Raw genomic sequence first — 14,601 nt, forward strand, 5'->3', positions numbered from 1 at the left:
GACCGACCGCGAAAGCGATCCCGAGATCCCGACGCCGACGGGCCAGGCCTATCGCCTATCGACGGGAGTGGTCGGCGTCGGTCCGGATCAACCGTCCGTGCTGACGGAATCGGAGCAATCCAATATCTTCGGACGGGATGAACTCGGCGTTCGACTGAGAAAGACTCGGAGAGCGCCGCGAATAGTTACAAACACAGGTCTGTAATGGAATTGAAGATGTCGTTCGAACCGGTCCCGTCCTACGTGTACCAGTCGGTTCAGTCGGTGTCGATCGGTCGGTAACCGCATCCACGTCCAAGATAATCGAACGATTTAACACGTCCGGGATGGGTCGTGATACCATGACAGACGGCGAGACGGCCGCGATGACGTCGATCCTCCGGGCGTTCGAGGTCATCAACGCGCTCTGGGAGACGAAGGGCGCGGGCCCGTCCGAGCTCGCAGCTCGAATGGACGTTCCGAAGAGCACGGCTCACGTGTACCTCCGAACGTTAGAGGAGACTGGCTACGTCATCAACGAGGGCGGCGAGTACTCGCTCGGCTATCGGTTCCTCACTACCGGCTCGCGGATCAAACACCGGAACGGCCTGTTCCAGGCGTCCGAGCGGCTGCTAAAAGATCTCGCGGCGCAGACGGATGAACTGGTGACGCTCGTCGTCGAACAGGACGGAAAGGCGGTGATATTACACAAGGAATTCGGCAATCGGTCGCTGGAACTCGGGATCTATTCGGGCATGACGACGCCGTTGCACACGAACGCGACGGGAAAGGCGATCCTCGCGTTCCTTCCGGACGAGCGGACCGACGAGATCCTCGACGCGCACGGACTGCCGCAGGTAACCGAGCAGACGATCACGGACGAAGCCGTTCTCCGCGCGGAGTTAGCGACGATTCGGGAGGATGGGTGCGCCGTCGACTGGGAGCAACAGGTCACGGGGATGGGCCTCATTGGGGCGCCGATCGTCGTCGACGAGCGGGTCGCGGGCGCCGTCGGCATCGTCTGTCCGACGGGACGGCTACAAAACGAGGCATACCAACAACGGCTCGTGCGGAAACTCCGGGAGACGATCGATGCGATCACGATCAAGTACCGGTACGGGAACTGAGCGAGGGCGGCCGGGAAGAATCGCGTCGCTCCCCTACCGCCACCGACGGAGCACGAGGACGACGAGCGCGGCGGCGAGGAACAGCGCCGCGATCACCTCGAACGCCGCGGCCTGGCCGCTGACATCGATGACCTGGCCCAGAAGCACGGGCGCGAGCGCGCCGCCGATCGGGAGGCCGGTGTAGACGATGCCGAAGCTCTTCCCGGTGTCGGCGCTGTCGGAGAGCGCGTTCGTGATGCGGTCGCGGGCGGGGAGCGTGAGCCCGAAGCCGGCGCCGGCCGCGCTCCAGACGAGCACGAGCGCGACCGGCGTGAGATCGACTGCGAGACCGGCCCAGAGGACGACGGCCGACCAGCAGACGCTCGCGACGATGATCGCGAAGCCGTCGTAGCGATCGGCGAGCCAGCCGCCGACGAGGACGAAAACCGCCGCTGCGGCGAGAAACGCCGTGAGCGCAGTGTTTCCGACGGCCGTCGAGTGTCCCAGGTCCACGGCCAGGGTCGTGGTGTACGTCTGGAACCCGGTGTCGGCGAGCGTCACGAGGAGGAAGAAAGCGAACATGCCGGCGACGAGCGGCCGACGGAGCAGGCGAACGCTCTCGAACTGGCCGCCGTCGGTCGCGAGCGCAGGCGCATCGGGCGCGTCGGCGATCGTTCGTCTGTGAATCGGTGCGAGGGAGGCGGCGAATACCGCAGCGTAGAGGAGGCCGCCGGCGCCGACGGTGAGGAACGCGGTCCGCCAGTCAGCGACCGCCGTCAGCCCGGTCATGAGAGCGGGCGCCGCGGCGAAGCCGACGAATCCGCTGAACGTGTGGACGCTGAACTGGCGCCCCTCGGTGGCCGCGTCGCCGGCGACGTCGAGGAGAGCGTAGTTCCCCGGATGGAACGCCGCCTGGCCGACCCCGGAGAGGAAAGCGAGCGCGAGGACGTGCCGGTACGAGGTCGCGAACCCGAGGAGGCCGACGCTGACGGCCGTGAGGGCTAACCCGCCGCCGACGACGCGCTTGCCGCCGACGCGGTCGACGAGTTCGCCGGCCGGGATCTGACAGAGGAACTGAGCGGCGTAGATCAGGGTGACGGCGACCGCCAGGCGGGTGACGGTGGTCTCGACGACGGACGCGAGGATCGGGAACAGCGGCGGGAGCGCGAGGAGGTAGACGTGGGAGAGGAAGTGGTCGACGCTCACGAGCGCCGTCACACCGACGGGATCGGACGCGCGTCGCGTCACGGTTTCACCCGACGTCTCGATGTCGGTGTGATCGCCTCGGATACTGTCATGGCCACACGTATCAGTGGGGGCCTCGTAAAAATTGCGAAAGCTGTCGGTCGACTGGCGGCTGATCTCCGGCGTTCGGGATCGCGGGCACGGAGTCGGAGGCGGCGTCGTGGCCACAGGTCGGTCCAACGGCCGGAGCGCTGACTCGAGTTAGCGGGGAGCGAGAGCGGCGCCCGAGAGACGGTTGGCACTCGGTATTCGCACTTTTCCCCTCTCCTGTCTTCTCTCCCTCTCCCAGAAATGCCAAATTCAGATACTACATCTGAAGTAGTGACTCCGGTAGTCTCCAATCGCGGAAAGCCGTCGGTGCCGGGATCCCGAGGGGATATACGATCAGTCAGGTACGTGCGTCTAGTTTCCATCGAGACGACGGGGCGGCGAGCCGAATCAGCGGACAGCCGTTCCGTCTGCACGCCGTTTGATTCCGACCGAACGGCGTTCCGCGTCAAACGCGAGCCGTCGCTACGAGAGGGGACGTGAGAACGGTGATCGTCGCCGTAGTCGATCACCGCGCCTCGTGGCTACACCGCACCGAGTCAGGGCGGTGGTTTCACAATCGTGCGACGCAGAGAGTGAACCTAATTAATAGAATCAATATGATTACATTCGATTTTCACTATTCACTTGATATAACGGGCGTGTGATCCAGAAACCACGACGAGAGCCTGGCCGTCAAGTAAATCTCGCGTGACCGAACGCGATGGCTCCGCACTGCGTCACTGAAAACGCGTAGAAAACCGCTCCGCTACGAATGCGGGGCGAGGGCAATATCCGAGGTATTCGTCGCCCGGCGCGGCGGCCGCGAAAACGAAGTGAGGGAGGCGAGTCGCGGGGAATTGAAAGTAATCCGCTAGACCCACCTGATCAAGCACGCGTCGTTAGCCGTCGCGAAACGGCGTTCCCTGAACCGCACAGAGGTCCGCACGTCCGGTCGCGACGAGCGTGTTTACTTTATCCGCGGACGCGGCGGGGGCAGTCGCCAACGTGGAAACTTCGACCTCGTTTCTGATATCGTCGCTGAAGTCGCTCGGTCCTTTCTCGGCCAGGCCGCGCTCACCGGTCGACGCCGCAACCGGCGCCACGACGTCACAGCCCGCCTCCGAAAGTTCGCGAACGGCCCCGAACGCCTCCTTGAGCGACAACCCACGTCCGTCGCCGTCCGAGACGGGGACCGTCACGCCTAGCGGCGTTCGAGCCGGTAACGCGTCGGCTACGTCGGCGACGACGGTCCGTACGAACTCGACGCGGTCCTCGAACGGGACGCCCGACGCCGTCAGGAACCGGGACAGAAGGGAGGGAGCGGCCGCCTGCAACTGAACGTACTCGAAGCCGGCGTCGTCGGCGCGCCGGGCCGCCGCGACGAAGTCCTCGACGACGGCGTTCCGGTCGTCCGCGTCCATCGCAGTACGCTCGAACGAGCGGGGATGAACCGGGTACTCGTCGCTGAGACGCGGCGACCACGTCGGCTCCCGCTCGGTGAGGCCGCCGTGACCGAACACGCGGGGCTCTCGCCCGCCGCTCGCACCGGCGTGGGTAAGGTGGGCACCGGCGGTGACTTCGTCCAGAACGGTGTCGATGGCGTCGGCCCACGTATCGACGTGGTCCTCTGTGTAGAGTCCCGGACTTCCGATCGTCGGCCGTCCCGCTTGTGCAACGGCGAGCGGTTCCGTCAGCAACACTCCCGGCTCTTCGTCCGCCGCCGCGGTGAACGCCGACAGCTGTGCGGTTGACGGTGTCCCTTCGTCGGCGGACGACGTGGGTTCGAGGACGCGGACGTACCGGTTCGCGATGACGGTATCGGCGAGTCGAACGGGCTGGCGGGCCGGCGGTCGCCGCTTCGTATCGACCGGCGTCCGCTCGGCGAACCACTCGTCGAACGCGTCTGTGAACGTCGGATCGCGTCGCTGCAGGCTCCCGTACGTGAGCCGACCGCTTCGGGTGAGATGGTGGATCGCGAACTGTCGAGACGGCAGATCGTAATACCGCTCGATGTCCTCGAAGTGAATCCGACTCCGTTCGGCTGCCGACAACAGGGTTTCGACGAACGGTTTCCGAGCCGATTCGTAGGCCGCGAGTGCGGCGTCGAGTTCGTCGTTGGTCTCGAAGGCCTCCATCAACCCGATCGCGTCTTCCATCGCGAGGGTCGTTCCGGAGCCGATCGAGTAGTGGGCGGTGTGAGCGGCGTCGCCCACGAGGACGACGTTGTCGTGGTGCCAGATATCGTTCGTGACCGTCTGGAACCGTCGCCACTGGTCCTGCTGGGACTGGATCGAGTGCCCGTTCAGATGGTCGGCGAAGACGTCCTCGAGGTAGGGGAGGTACTCGGTTTCGGTCATGTCCGCGACCCCGGACCGCTCCCACGTCTCGACGTCGCAGTCGATGATGAACGTACTCGTCGGGCCGGGGTAGGTGTGAGCGCACCAGAGCCCATCCTCGTTCTCGACGAAGATATGCGTCAGCGCCTCGAACTCCGCGTCGGTACCGAACCAGGAGAACCGTGCGCGCCCCTGTTCGATCTCCGTGCCGAACTCGTCGGCGAAGACCTCACGCGTGTGGCTGTGGATCCCGTCGGCCGCGATACAGAGGTCGGCCTCGGCGGCGACGGCGGCGGGGTCCGCGATCTCCGTCTCGTACTCCAGTTCGACGCCCACGTCGCGACAGCGCTCTTCGAGGACCGCGAGGAGATCGGTCCGCATCATGCTCGCGAACGTATTTCCGCCACAGCGGAAGTGGTCGTCGTCGGTGACGATGTCAAACGGATCCCAGCGCTCGAACGTCTCGGTTATCGCCTCGTGGGACGGCGGATCCGCGTCGGCGAGGTTCGAGAGCGTTCGGTTCGGGAACACGATCCCCCAGCCGTACGTGACGCCCCGGGGATTCCGTTCGTACACGGTCACGTCCCAGTCGGGGTGGCTCCGTTTGAGGAGGAGGCTCGCGTATAGTCCACCGGGACCGCCGCCGATAGTCGTGACGTTCATCGATCGGCCCTCCCCTCCCCAGCGATCGATGACGCGATCGTCTTCCGACTCTCCGACGTGGTCTCTTCGGTGCCGGCACATCCTCTCCGCTCGCAGTACTGGACGGTTCCTCGCATTCGTGAGTTCTCGTTTTCCACGATTACCCGTATTCCCTTCATTGTTGTGACTTCTCACCAGACATTTTCGAAGAGTCGCTCGTACTCCGATACCCTTTCAGCGGGCGGTTCCGGTGTCAGATATGCGACGACGATCATCAGGACGAGCTGGCTCGCGGCCAACGGCAGGAACGGGAGGAACCCGAACGTGAAGCTCCCCGGGAGCAGTCCCAGTTCGAACGCCCAGAGGCCGACGAATCCCCAGATGAGGCCCGCATAAGCGGCGTACTTGTTGGATCGGCGCCAGTAGAAGGCCGAACAGATCGGGAAGAACATCAGCGCAAAGCCGGAGAACGCGAACGTCGCGGTGTCGACGATCGTATCACGGGTGAGCATGGCGCCAGCGAACGCTGCGAGGAAGATCGCAATCAGGAACAGCCGCGTGTAATGGATCTCCTTGGATTCGTCGACGTCGAAGAACGGCCGGAGCACGTCCTCGGTGAAGAAGGTGCTGAGGGTGAGCACCTGCCCGTCGAGGCTCGACATGAGCGCGGCGAGGATGCCGGCCAAAGCGAAGCCGATGACCCAGACGGGGAGGAACTCGCCGACCAACGCCGGCAAAATGAAATCGGGGTTCGCCAGATCGGGGATCTGTGCGATCCCCCAGAACCCGAGCATCACGGCGGGCACCCAGACGACGATAACCGCGACGGGGTAGAGGACGGCGGTTTGCTGGAGGTTCTTCACGGATTTGGCGGTCATGTAGCGGATGATCAGGTGCGGGAACATGAAGGCGCCAAACGCGACAACTAGCCCCTGCGAGAACCAGATCCGCGGCTGAAACGGGGGAATCCCGGCACGGTTCAGGAGCGCACCGTTGTTGATCCGTGCGACGGCATTCGTTGCCTCGGTGAACCCGCCGACCCGTAACGGGATCCACGCGAACATCGCCAGCAGGAACGCGATGAAGACGATACCCTGGAACGCGTTCGTCCAGCCGGTCCCACGCATTCCGCCCTGATAGACGTAGCCGCCGACCACGAGGAGGACGATCGCGGCCCCCGCCCAGTAGGGGACCAGGCCATCCGTCAACGCCTCGAAGACGATTCCCCCTCCCTGCACGCCGACGAGGAGATACGGGACGGTCCAGACGGTGAACATTCCCATGGCGAGCACACCGAGGTACTCGGCGTCCCATCGGTGGTTGATGATTTGTGCCGGCGTGATGTGACCGAACTCCTTTCCGACCATCCAGATTCGGTAGCCGACCGTCATCAGGAAGACCGGGAAGAGGAACGCGAACAGAACGACGAAGAATCCGAACGCGCCTGCTCCGGCGTTGTACGCCAGCCCCGGTGCACCGATCATCACCACCGCAGTCATATTCGTGGCGAACAGCGCCGCCAAGAGGATGATCGTACTGAACGACCGGTCCGCCATCAGGTAGTCCTCGCGGGAAGTGCCGGTCGTCCGCGCTGCGAGCTGACCAACGCCGAGGACGATCAGGAGGTAGACCGCAGTGATACCGACGATAAGGAGGTTCGATTCGGCCAGCATCAGTCATCGCCCTCCGCGGGAGCGACGGGGTCAGTTGGTTCGTCCTCTCGCTCGAGTTTCGCATCGTAATCCGCGGGCGGTTCGGGCGCGACGACGTACATCACCGATAGGATAACGACGCCGACGAGGAGGAACGCAATGTCGTACGCGATCTGGATCGGCAGCCATCCGAACAGCAACGTCTGCGCGTCCATCAATCCGAACAGTTCGCTCTGATGCAGTACGACCATCGTCAGTACGGAGACGAGTAGCGCCGCTCGTACCGGTGACTTCGGAGTCCAAAAGCTATCGCCCATCATGTTCTCAGTTCACACACCACGTTATATGCCAGGGGTACTTGAAGATAATTATAAATAATCATACATATTCCGCGGGGAACAACGGGCGGTGCGCTCTGTCGCTATAGGCGTCGAAGCGCAAAGACAGAGGCCGAGCCCGGACATAGATTTAATAATACCGGTCCGGTATGTGGATCCGCACCTATGGTCGAAGGCGAGACTATCGATACGGCGTCTTTAGACGGTTATGTTCCGTTCGACTCCGAACGACAACAGGCGTACATCGACGCCGGGTACTGGCGAAATATCACGTTTCACGACGTAGTCGACCGACACGCAGAGGAAATCCCCGACTATACCGCTCTCGTCGGGCCGCATCGCGAACTCACGTACGCGGAGCTCGCGGCGAATTCCAGGCGGATCGCGGCGTACTTCGTCGGTGAACTCGGCCTGCGCCCGAACGAGCGAGTCGTCCTCCAGCTACCGAACTGCACCGAATTCCTCGAGGCGTTCGTCGCCTGTTCTCGCGTCGGCGTCATCCCGGTAATGGTGCTTCCTCGTCACCGGAGCGCCGAGGCGAACCACGTCGTCGATCTCACCGACGCGCGGGCCTACGTCGTCGATTACGGCCGCTATTCGTCCGGATTCGACTTCGTTGGACTCGCGGATGACGTCCGCAGTTCTCACGAATCTTTGGAGCATCTCATCGCCGTTACCGACGGTGAGACGTCCTCCGTCGACGGCTGCGACGCGTTCGCCGAAATGCGCGACGAGCGCTGGGTCGACAAGTACGGGGACGAGGTCTCGAAGACCGACGTCGATCCGTCGAAACCAGGCGTCATGCTCCTTTCCGGTGGGACGACCGGGTTGCCGAAAGCGATTCCGCGCACCCACAACGAGTACGTCTTCCAGTGGGAACGGATGGCCGACGCGGCCGACGTTCGAGACGACTGGGTCGCCTTCCCGGGCGTGCCTATCGGTCACAATGCCTCGCTCAACTGCATCGTTGGCGCCGCCCTGTGGGCGGGAGCGACAGTTGCCGTCGAACCGGAACTCAAGCCGGACGCGCTCATGGCGTTTATCGAGCGCGTCGGCGGCAACTACACGCTTCCCATGCCGACACAGATCCTCGACATCCTCGAACACCCGGATCTCGACCAGTACGACCTGAGTTCGCTCGAGGTGCTCGTCAGCGGCGGCCAGAAGGTTCCGCCGAGGGTCGTCGAGGAGGCAGTCGATCGCTGGAACGTCGGGTTCTGTAACATCTTCGGCATGGCCGAGGGGCCGCTCATCTGCACTCGTCCAGGAGACGACGTCAAAGTCCAAGCCAACACCGTCGGTCGTCCGATCGCCCCCGAGGCCGACGAGATCCGTATCGTGGAAACCGACCGCGAAACGGAGGTCCCTCCCGGAGAAGCGGGCGAACTCGCCGTCCGCGGTCCCGGCTACTTCACCGGCTACTTCCGGAACGAAAAGGAGAATACTGAGAACTTCTCCGACGACGGCTGGTTCTTCACTGAGGACGTACTCGCCCGGCGCGACGACGGTAACCTAGAGGTCTACGGCCGAATCAAGGATACCATCATCCGCGGCGGGGAAAACATCTACGCGCCCGGCATAGAGGACGAACTCGTCGAGCATTCGAAGATCGCGAACGCCGCCTTGATCGGAATGCCGGACGACCGACTCGGGGAACGACCAGCCGCGTTTGTCGAACTGACGGACGATGCGACCGAACTCCCGCTCAAGGACGTCTCGTCGTTCCTGGAGGAGCGCGGTATCGCCGTCTTCAAGCGGCCGGAGTATCTCGAGATCCTCGAGTCGCTTCCGCGAACGGAAGTCGGCAAGATCGAGAAACAGGCCCTCAAGGACCGAATCGTCGATGCAGAGTCGAAGTAAATAGTCCGGCCTCTTCTCGTCCGTCCCGTCCGTGTTCCATTCTCGAAGCGTAACTACCAAGTCTGGTTTTGCTCCGGGATCCGTTTCCTGCCATTTGTTACCGTGCAATAAGCGGCCATCGGATGGGCCAATTTTTCCTTAGCAATTATGGACCAATATATCGTTCATGCGATTGAATCCACCATATAGTGGATGTACGGGGTCAAGAGAAGCCCATACAGCGAACTAACGACCTGATCACCGTTCGTTCCGCCTCGTGCAATAGATTGATGATCGCTATCGGCTCTCCAAGAGAGAGTCCTAATGATTGCATGAGACGGAACAAATATGGTACCTCACACCACGGGTTATGGTATGGGAAAGCGGACGGAAGGCACGATCAAATCGGACGAAACGCTACTTGAGATACTCGAGACGCTTCATTCATACGAGAGAGTCTCGCTAACGACGATCGCTGACGAAGTGGGTGTGTCGAAGAGCACCGTGCACCGACACCTGAGGACGCTTCAAAATCGGCGGTTCGTCACGAAGATAGACGATGAGTACGTCCTCGGACTGGAGTTCCTCCGATTCGGCGGAGCTGCACGGGAGCGGTATTCGTTCCACCGGCAGTCGAAAGCGATCGTCCAACAGGTCGCGGATCAGACCGGTGAATTCGTTGGCTTTCTCGTTGAGGACCAGGGAATCGGGACGTTTCTCTACTGCGAAATGGGGACCGAAGGCGTCCCGTCCGAGGCCCGGGTCGGACAGAATCTCTACCTCCACCAATCTGCGTCGGGTAAAGCGGTTCTCGCGCATCTCCCGGCGGATCGACGCGAGGAGATACTGGACGAATACGACTTACCGGCGCGGACGGAAAACACGATAACGGATAGGGAAGAACTCCGATCGGAACTCGCGGAGATCCGTGACCGCGGGTACGCGACCGTTCATGGGGAGTACGTCGATGGGCTGAAAGCCGTCGCCGCACCGGCGTTCGATCCCGACGACGCCCTTCTCGGGAGCCTGGTGGTCGCGGGTCCGTCCCACCGCTTGCGAGGGGACCGCTTCGAGTCGGAACTACCCGATCTGATTCAGGGTGCCGTCAAGGAGTTCGAGCTCACGATCTCGTACACGTAGGGCCGACCGATCTCACCCTCTGTTCGGACGTCGCTATCCTGCGATCAACGCCGTTTTGCGGAATGCCCGTAACCCGACAATCGTCTGTAGTTGTTTACAGTCATATGTCTGTAATTCATAGGAAGACAATCTGAAGACGCCGTATCCGACCAAATTAACATTCTAATTCTGGTACTTATGGATAATAATATGGTATCTTACTATTCAGGGATCGTATAAGATAGATCGAATATGGATTTGCAGAGTGGTTCCGTAATATAGTCGTGGCGAGAGCTAGGGAGATAATCGGCCCAGTACGCCCGGTTCGGGCGGCTTCGAAGCGAACGGGTACTGCCCATCGATCAAATCACCAACGAGGGCGCGTCCAGCGGTATGGATACCTCGACGGCAACTCCAAAATCTCGGTGGCGCCGCCAGATCCGCCGAACCGTCGTACGAGTATCCTTCAGGGGGTAACATTGCGGCCGGCTAATTGGGTACAGTCATTGGTATGACATCCAATTCATGTCGAGTTAGAATCGTAATATCAAATCTGACATATAACGGGGGTATCTACCCCATTGGTCGATAGACAAGATGTGACAGAACTCGGTAATTAGGAACGGTCCGACTAGATCGACTCGCGGTACCGCAGCAGGAATCGTGGGCGGCGATCCGGCGCGATCACGACCGGGACTGGCGGGACCGCCCTGCCCGTCACCCTTCGACATGTTCGATGCGAGCGTAGCGGCCGGCGCGCCAGCCGGAAACGAGCGCGACGATCGTTCCCACGAGGATCGCGAGCGCGAAGCCACCGAGGTAGATCTCGGGCGTCGTCTGCAGGAGTCGTTCGAACCCCAACATCGACGCCGAGAACCGGTTCAGCCCGAGCACGGCCAGCGGCGTCGCCGCGACGCCGATCAGACCGCCGACCAGACCGATGACCAGGCCCTGGGCGCCGATCGTGCCGGCGAGGACGCGCCGAGAGAGGCCGACCGCCCGCAGCGCCGCGAGTTCGTCGCGCTGCTGGTGGGCGACGAGCGCGAACAGGTTGGCCGTCAGGACGACACCGCCGAGGACGGCCAGGCCGACCAGCGTCGCGCCGCTGGCGAGGACGATCGTGCGCTCCTCGAGCATCGACTGGACCTGTTGGTCGCTGGTCCGGACGTCGTATTCGGGGTAGTCCGCGTTGAGATCGGCCGCGACGGCGTCGCGGTCGGCGTCCGATTCGACGTCGGCGGTGATGAAGGTCGCCCGGTCGGTCCCCGACGTTCCGGCGACGGCCTGCAGATCGCCGAGCGGCACCGTCATCGCGGGCGAGCCCAGGTACTGCGAGTAGTAGCCGGAGATGCCGATGACGGTAAACTCGTGAGTCGCCGCCGTGTGCCGGCTGGTCCCGACGTGGATCGTGTCGCCGACCGAGACGCCAAGTTCCTCGGCGACCCGCGGGTCGATCACGATTTCGTTCCGCTCGGGCTCATCGGGCGGGGGGCTGGCGGCGGTCTCCTCGTCGACCTCGAAGCCGTGGCCCGCCTCGAAGTCGAACCCGTCGTGGGTCTCCTGGACGCCGACCGCGGGGCGGCGCTGGAGCTCCGACGGGTCCGTGCCGACGTAAATGTCGTACATCGCGATCGGCGAGGCGGAGCTGATGTCATCCCGCGCGGTGAGCTCCGCCGACACACCGTGGGCGCCCGCGATCGGGTTCTCCGTGCCGCTGGCAGTCGGATCGACCGGTTCCCGCGAGACCCAGATATCCCGATCGGCGTTGTCCAGGCCCCGCTCGCCCTTCTCGAGGACGCCGACGCCGAGGCTCGCGAGCACCGTCACCGAGAGCACGGCCAGCGTGACCGCGACCACGGTGAGGGCGGTCCGGCCCGGCGAGCGCCGGAGCTGGGCGAGCGCGAGGCCGAGGACCGCTTTCGCACGGATCACCGCGCCGCTCAGTCCCGATCCCGATCCCGGGCTCATCGTCCCACCTCCGCCAGGACCGAGGTCCGCGCGGCCACCGCCAGGGGATAGGGCACGGCGACCAGGCCGGCGACGAAGGCGACGACGATCGCGTAGGGAACGAAGATCGGGTGGAAGTGCGCGACCGTCCCCGGGGCGACGGTCGCGCCGGCGATGGCGTTGACGCCGAGGATGCCGAGCATTCCGAGGGGAATGCCCGCGAGTGCGCCCGCAAGCGTCGTGACTTCCGTCGAGATTGCGACGACGGCGAGCCGGCTGTGGGTCGGGTATCCGACCGACTCGAGGACGGCCAGGTCCCGCCGGTCCTCGTCGACGGTCATCCCCATCGTCGTCGCGACGAACGACGCGCAGATGGTGACGCCGACGAGCAACGCGATTACGCTCGTCGCGAACGCCAGGCCGTCGTCGAACAGCGCCGAAGGGTCGGTGCTTCCGGCGACGTCGACCGACGCGGCGGGATAGGCGTCGGCGGCGGCCGCCTCGGCCGCGTCCTCCTCGCCCCAGATCAGGATTCGGTCGGCGAGCTGCCCGTCGTCGGCGCCGGCGACGGTCTGGAGTTCGCTCAGGTGGACGAGCGCGAACGGAGCGCCGGCCTCGCTCTCGCCGTCGTCGACCGCTGCGACCGTGACCGTGGGCGCGTTCTCGGCCTCCGGTCCCATCCAGAGGGTCAACTCGTCACCAGCGGACGCATCGAGGCTGTCCGCCGCGGTGCGAGAGAGCACGATTGTGCCCTCCCGCGGACCGTCGTACGAGCCGTTTGCGTAGTGGGGATCGCCCGGCTCGAGGCTGCTCGTCGACATCCCCGCGACGGTCCGCGACTCGTCGTCGGGATCGATCCCGACGAGTCGGACGGTCCGCGGCTCGCCGTCGGCCCCCTCGAGTCGCGCCGTCTCGATTAGCATCGGCGACGCGTGCTCGACGCCGTCCTGGGAGCGGATCGTCGCGGCCCGCTCGTTGGTCTCGCCGAGGTTCGGTCCCTCGACCCCGTCGACCGAGGAGAGCGTGCTCCCGTCTTCCGGCGCGACGCGGACGTCGGCGTCGTCCTCGGTCACCACGCCGCCGTCGGCCAGCGCCAGCGCGACGCCCGTCACGGTCAGCAGGAACGCGATCGTCAGCGCGACGGCGGCGACCGTCGACGCGACCCTGGCCGCCGTCGTCCGCGTTGCGCGTTTCCACCACCTGATGACCGTCAGACCGACCAAGCCGCGCCAGCGCGTGCGTCGCGGCCCCGCACTGGGACCGGAACCGGGGCCCGAGCTAGGGCCGGGTGTCCCGTCGGTCCCGCCGTCACCGGCCATCGTCGACCACCCGTCCGTCGCACAGTGTGACAACCCGGTCCGCGACGGACAGCGTGGCCTCGTCGTGGGACGCGACCACGACGGCCCGGTCGCGACCGATATCGGTCAGGAGCTCGAGGACGTCCGCGCCGGTCGCCGTGTCGAGTTCGCCCGTCGGCTCGTCGGCGACGATCACGTCCGGATCCGTCGCCAGCGCCCGCGCGATCGCTACGCGCTGGCGCTCGCCGCCGCTCAGTTCGCCGGGCAGGTGCGTCGTCCGATCGCCGAGCCCGACCGCCTCTAGCAGCGCCGTCGCCCGCTCTCGCCGACCGGCCCTGGGGACGCCCGCCTGAACCAGGGGCAACGCGACGTTCGCGCGGGCGGAGAGCGAGGGCATGAGGTGAAACCGCTGGAAGACGATCCCGACGTGACGCCGGCGCAGCTCGGTCCGTTCGGTCTCGGACAGCGTCGTGAGGTCGGTCCCGCGCAGTTCGACGCGGCCGCTCGTCGGCACCAACAATCCGGCGACGGTGTGGAGGATCGTCGACTTGCCGCTCCCGCTTGGTCCCTCGAGACCGACGATGGTCCCCGTCGGTACCTCGATGGAGACGTCGCGGAGCGCGGTCACCGCCCGCTCCCGACCCGACCGGAGCCGACCGCCGGTAGAGCCGTACTGGTGTGTAACGCCCTCGAGACGAACGGCCGTCGTCGGTTCGCCCCCGTCGTCCTCGCGGCTTCGATCCCGCTGGGCGGGTCCCCGGGCCGACGAGCGCGAATCGTAAACTGTGTGATCGGACATCCTCACGCGATCTCGTTGCTACCCGACGGCGGACCGACCCATTGTTTCGACCCGGTTACCCCTGCAAGACGTCTCTTAACGGTTATCCCGGTCGATACAACCGTTCGGAGACGGCAACGCGATGTCGCCAGCGATCGACTAGTCAGTCGCGAGACGGTCGTATGCTTGCCGTGACGGCAACTGTCCCGCTTGGGAAAAGTATGCAGTAGGGAACGCGTTTTCCGGCGATTCGGTATCGAAACGGCGCCGTACAGATTGGCGGTCGATCACG

Annotated in this window: 10 protein-coding genes; 3 read left to right on the forward strand and 7 right to left on the reverse strand. The window is 64.2% G+C overall.

Annotated elements, in window-relative coordinates; all coding sequences use genetic code 11:
• Positions 1 to 341: 341 nt before the first annotated feature.
• Entirely contained in the window at positions 342 to 1,106 is a 765-nt protein-coding gene (locus tag BMY29_RS00580) for an IclR family transcriptional regulator (RefSeq protein ID WP_143067635.1), read from the forward strand.
• Between the two features lie 33 nt (positions 1,107 to 1,139).
• Here the strand turns inward: BMY29_RS00580 and BMY29_RS00585 are convergent, their stop codons facing one another.
• The 4 genes from BMY29_RS00585 to BMY29_RS00600 all read right to left on the reverse strand — a co-directional run bounded on the left by BMY29_RS00585 (position 1,140) and on the right by BMY29_RS00600 (position 7,241).
• On the reverse strand, positions 1,140 to 2,333 hold the full coding sequence (locus BMY29_RS00585; protein WP_049990284.1) for an MFS transporter: 1,194 nt from the start codon (positions 2,331 to 2,333) through the stop codon (positions 1,140 to 1,142).
• Positions 2,334 to 3,259: 926 nt separating this feature from the next.
• The gene (locus BMY29_RS00590) at positions 3,260 to 5,359 is read right to left on the reverse strand and encodes an FAD-dependent monooxygenase (RefSeq protein ID WP_160290099.1); all 2,100 of its coding nucleotides are present in this window, start codon (positions 5,357 to 5,359) and stop codon (positions 3,260 to 3,262) included.
• 170 nt (positions 5,360 to 5,529) lie between these two features.
• Positions 5,530 to 7,011, reverse strand: coding sequence for a sodium:solute symporter family protein (locus tag BMY29_RS00595; RefSeq protein ID WP_049990221.1), 1,482 nt, complete (start codon positions 7,009 to 7,011; stop codon positions 5,530 to 5,532).
• The gene (locus BMY29_RS00600) at positions 7,011 to 7,241 is read right to left on the reverse strand and encodes a hypothetical protein (RefSeq protein WP_049990220.1); all 231 of its coding nucleotides are present in this window, start codon (positions 7,239 to 7,241) and stop codon (positions 7,011 to 7,013) included. The genes BMY29_RS00595 and BMY29_RS00600 overlap by 1 nt, the downstream gene beginning before the upstream one ends.
• A 252-nt stretch (positions 7,242 to 7,493) precedes the next feature.
• Here BMY29_RS00600 and BMY29_RS00605 point away from each other — a divergent pair, with 252 nt between their 5' ends.
• On the forward strand, positions 7,494 to 9,188 hold the full coding sequence (locus BMY29_RS00605) for a (2,3-dihydroxybenzoyl)adenylate synthase (RefSeq protein WP_049990219.1): 1,695 nt from the start codon (positions 7,494 to 7,496) through the stop codon (positions 9,186 to 9,188).
• A gap of 354 nt (positions 9,189 to 9,542) precedes the next feature.
• Entirely contained in the window at positions 9,543 to 10,307 is a 765-nt protein-coding gene (locus tag BMY29_RS00610; RefSeq protein WP_049990218.1) for an IclR family transcriptional regulator, read from the forward strand.
• Between the two features lie 696 nt (positions 10,308 to 11,003).
• Here the strand turns inward: BMY29_RS00610 and BMY29_RS00615 are convergent.
• Genes BMY29_RS00615 through BMY29_RS00625 form a run of 3 tightly spaced genes read right to left on the reverse strand, consistent with a single transcriptional unit; the run spans position 11,004 to position 14,330 of the window.
• Positions 11,004 to 12,254 (reverse strand): ABC transporter permease, encoded by a 1,251-nt coding sequence (locus tag BMY29_RS00615; protein WP_049990217.1) that lies wholly within the window; start codon positions 12,252 to 12,254, stop codon positions 11,004 to 11,006.
• On the reverse strand, positions 12,251 to 13,552 hold the full coding sequence (locus BMY29_RS00620) for an ABC transporter permease (RefSeq protein ID WP_081985458.1): 1,302 nt from the start codon (positions 13,550 to 13,552) through the stop codon (positions 12,251 to 12,253). Before BMY29_RS00620 ends, BMY29_RS00615 begins: the two co-directional genes overlap by 4 nt.
• Positions 13,542 to 14,330, reverse strand: coding sequence for an ABC transporter ATP-binding protein (locus BMY29_RS00625; RefSeq protein WP_049990215.1), 789 nt, complete (start codon positions 14,328 to 14,330; stop codon positions 13,542 to 13,544). Before BMY29_RS00625 ends, BMY29_RS00620 begins: the two co-directional genes overlap by 11 nt.
• Positions 14,331 to 14,601: the final 271 nt, after the last annotated feature.

It is taken from the genome of Natrinema salifodinae, assembly GCF_900110455.1.
In the GTDB taxonomy this organism is placed as follows: domain Archaea; phylum Halobacteriota; class Halobacteria; order Halobacteriales; family Natrialbaceae; genus Natrinema; species Natrinema salifodinae.

Coding starts and splice junctions, on each gene's coding strand:
- BMY29_RS00605 (WP_049990219.1), top strand. CDS start 7,494: ATGGTCGAAGGCGAGACTATCGATACGGCGTCTTTAGACGGTTATGTT.
- BMY29_RS00590 (WP_160290099.1), bottom strand. CDS start 5,359: ATGAACGTCACGACTATCGGCGGCGGTCCCGGTGGACTATACGCGAGC.
- BMY29_RS00600 (WP_049990220.1), bottom strand. CDS start 7,241: ATGGTCGTACTGCATCAGAGCGAACTGTTCGGATTGATGGACGCGCAG.
- BMY29_RS00615 (WP_049990217.1), bottom strand. CDS start 12,254: ATGAGCCCGGGATCGGGATCGGGACTGAGCGGCGCGGTGATCCGTGCG.
- BMY29_RS00595 (WP_049990221.1), bottom strand. CDS start 7,011: ATGCTGGCCGAATCGAACCTCCTTATCGTCGGTATCACTGCGGTCTAC.
- BMY29_RS00620 (WP_081985458.1), bottom strand. CDS start 13,552: ATGGCCGGTGACGGCGGGACCGACGGGACACCCGGCCCTAGCTCGGGC.
- BMY29_RS00625 (WP_049990215.1), bottom strand. CDS start 14,330: ATGTCCGATCACACAGTTTACGATTCGCGCTCGTCGGCCCGGGGACCC.
- BMY29_RS00580 (WP_143067635.1), top strand. CDS start 342: ATGACAGACGGCGAGACGGCCGCGATGACGTCGATCCTCCGGGCGTTC.
- BMY29_RS00610 (WP_049990218.1), top strand. CDS start 9,543: ATGGGAAAGCGGACGGAAGGCACGATCAAATCGGACGAAACGCTACTT.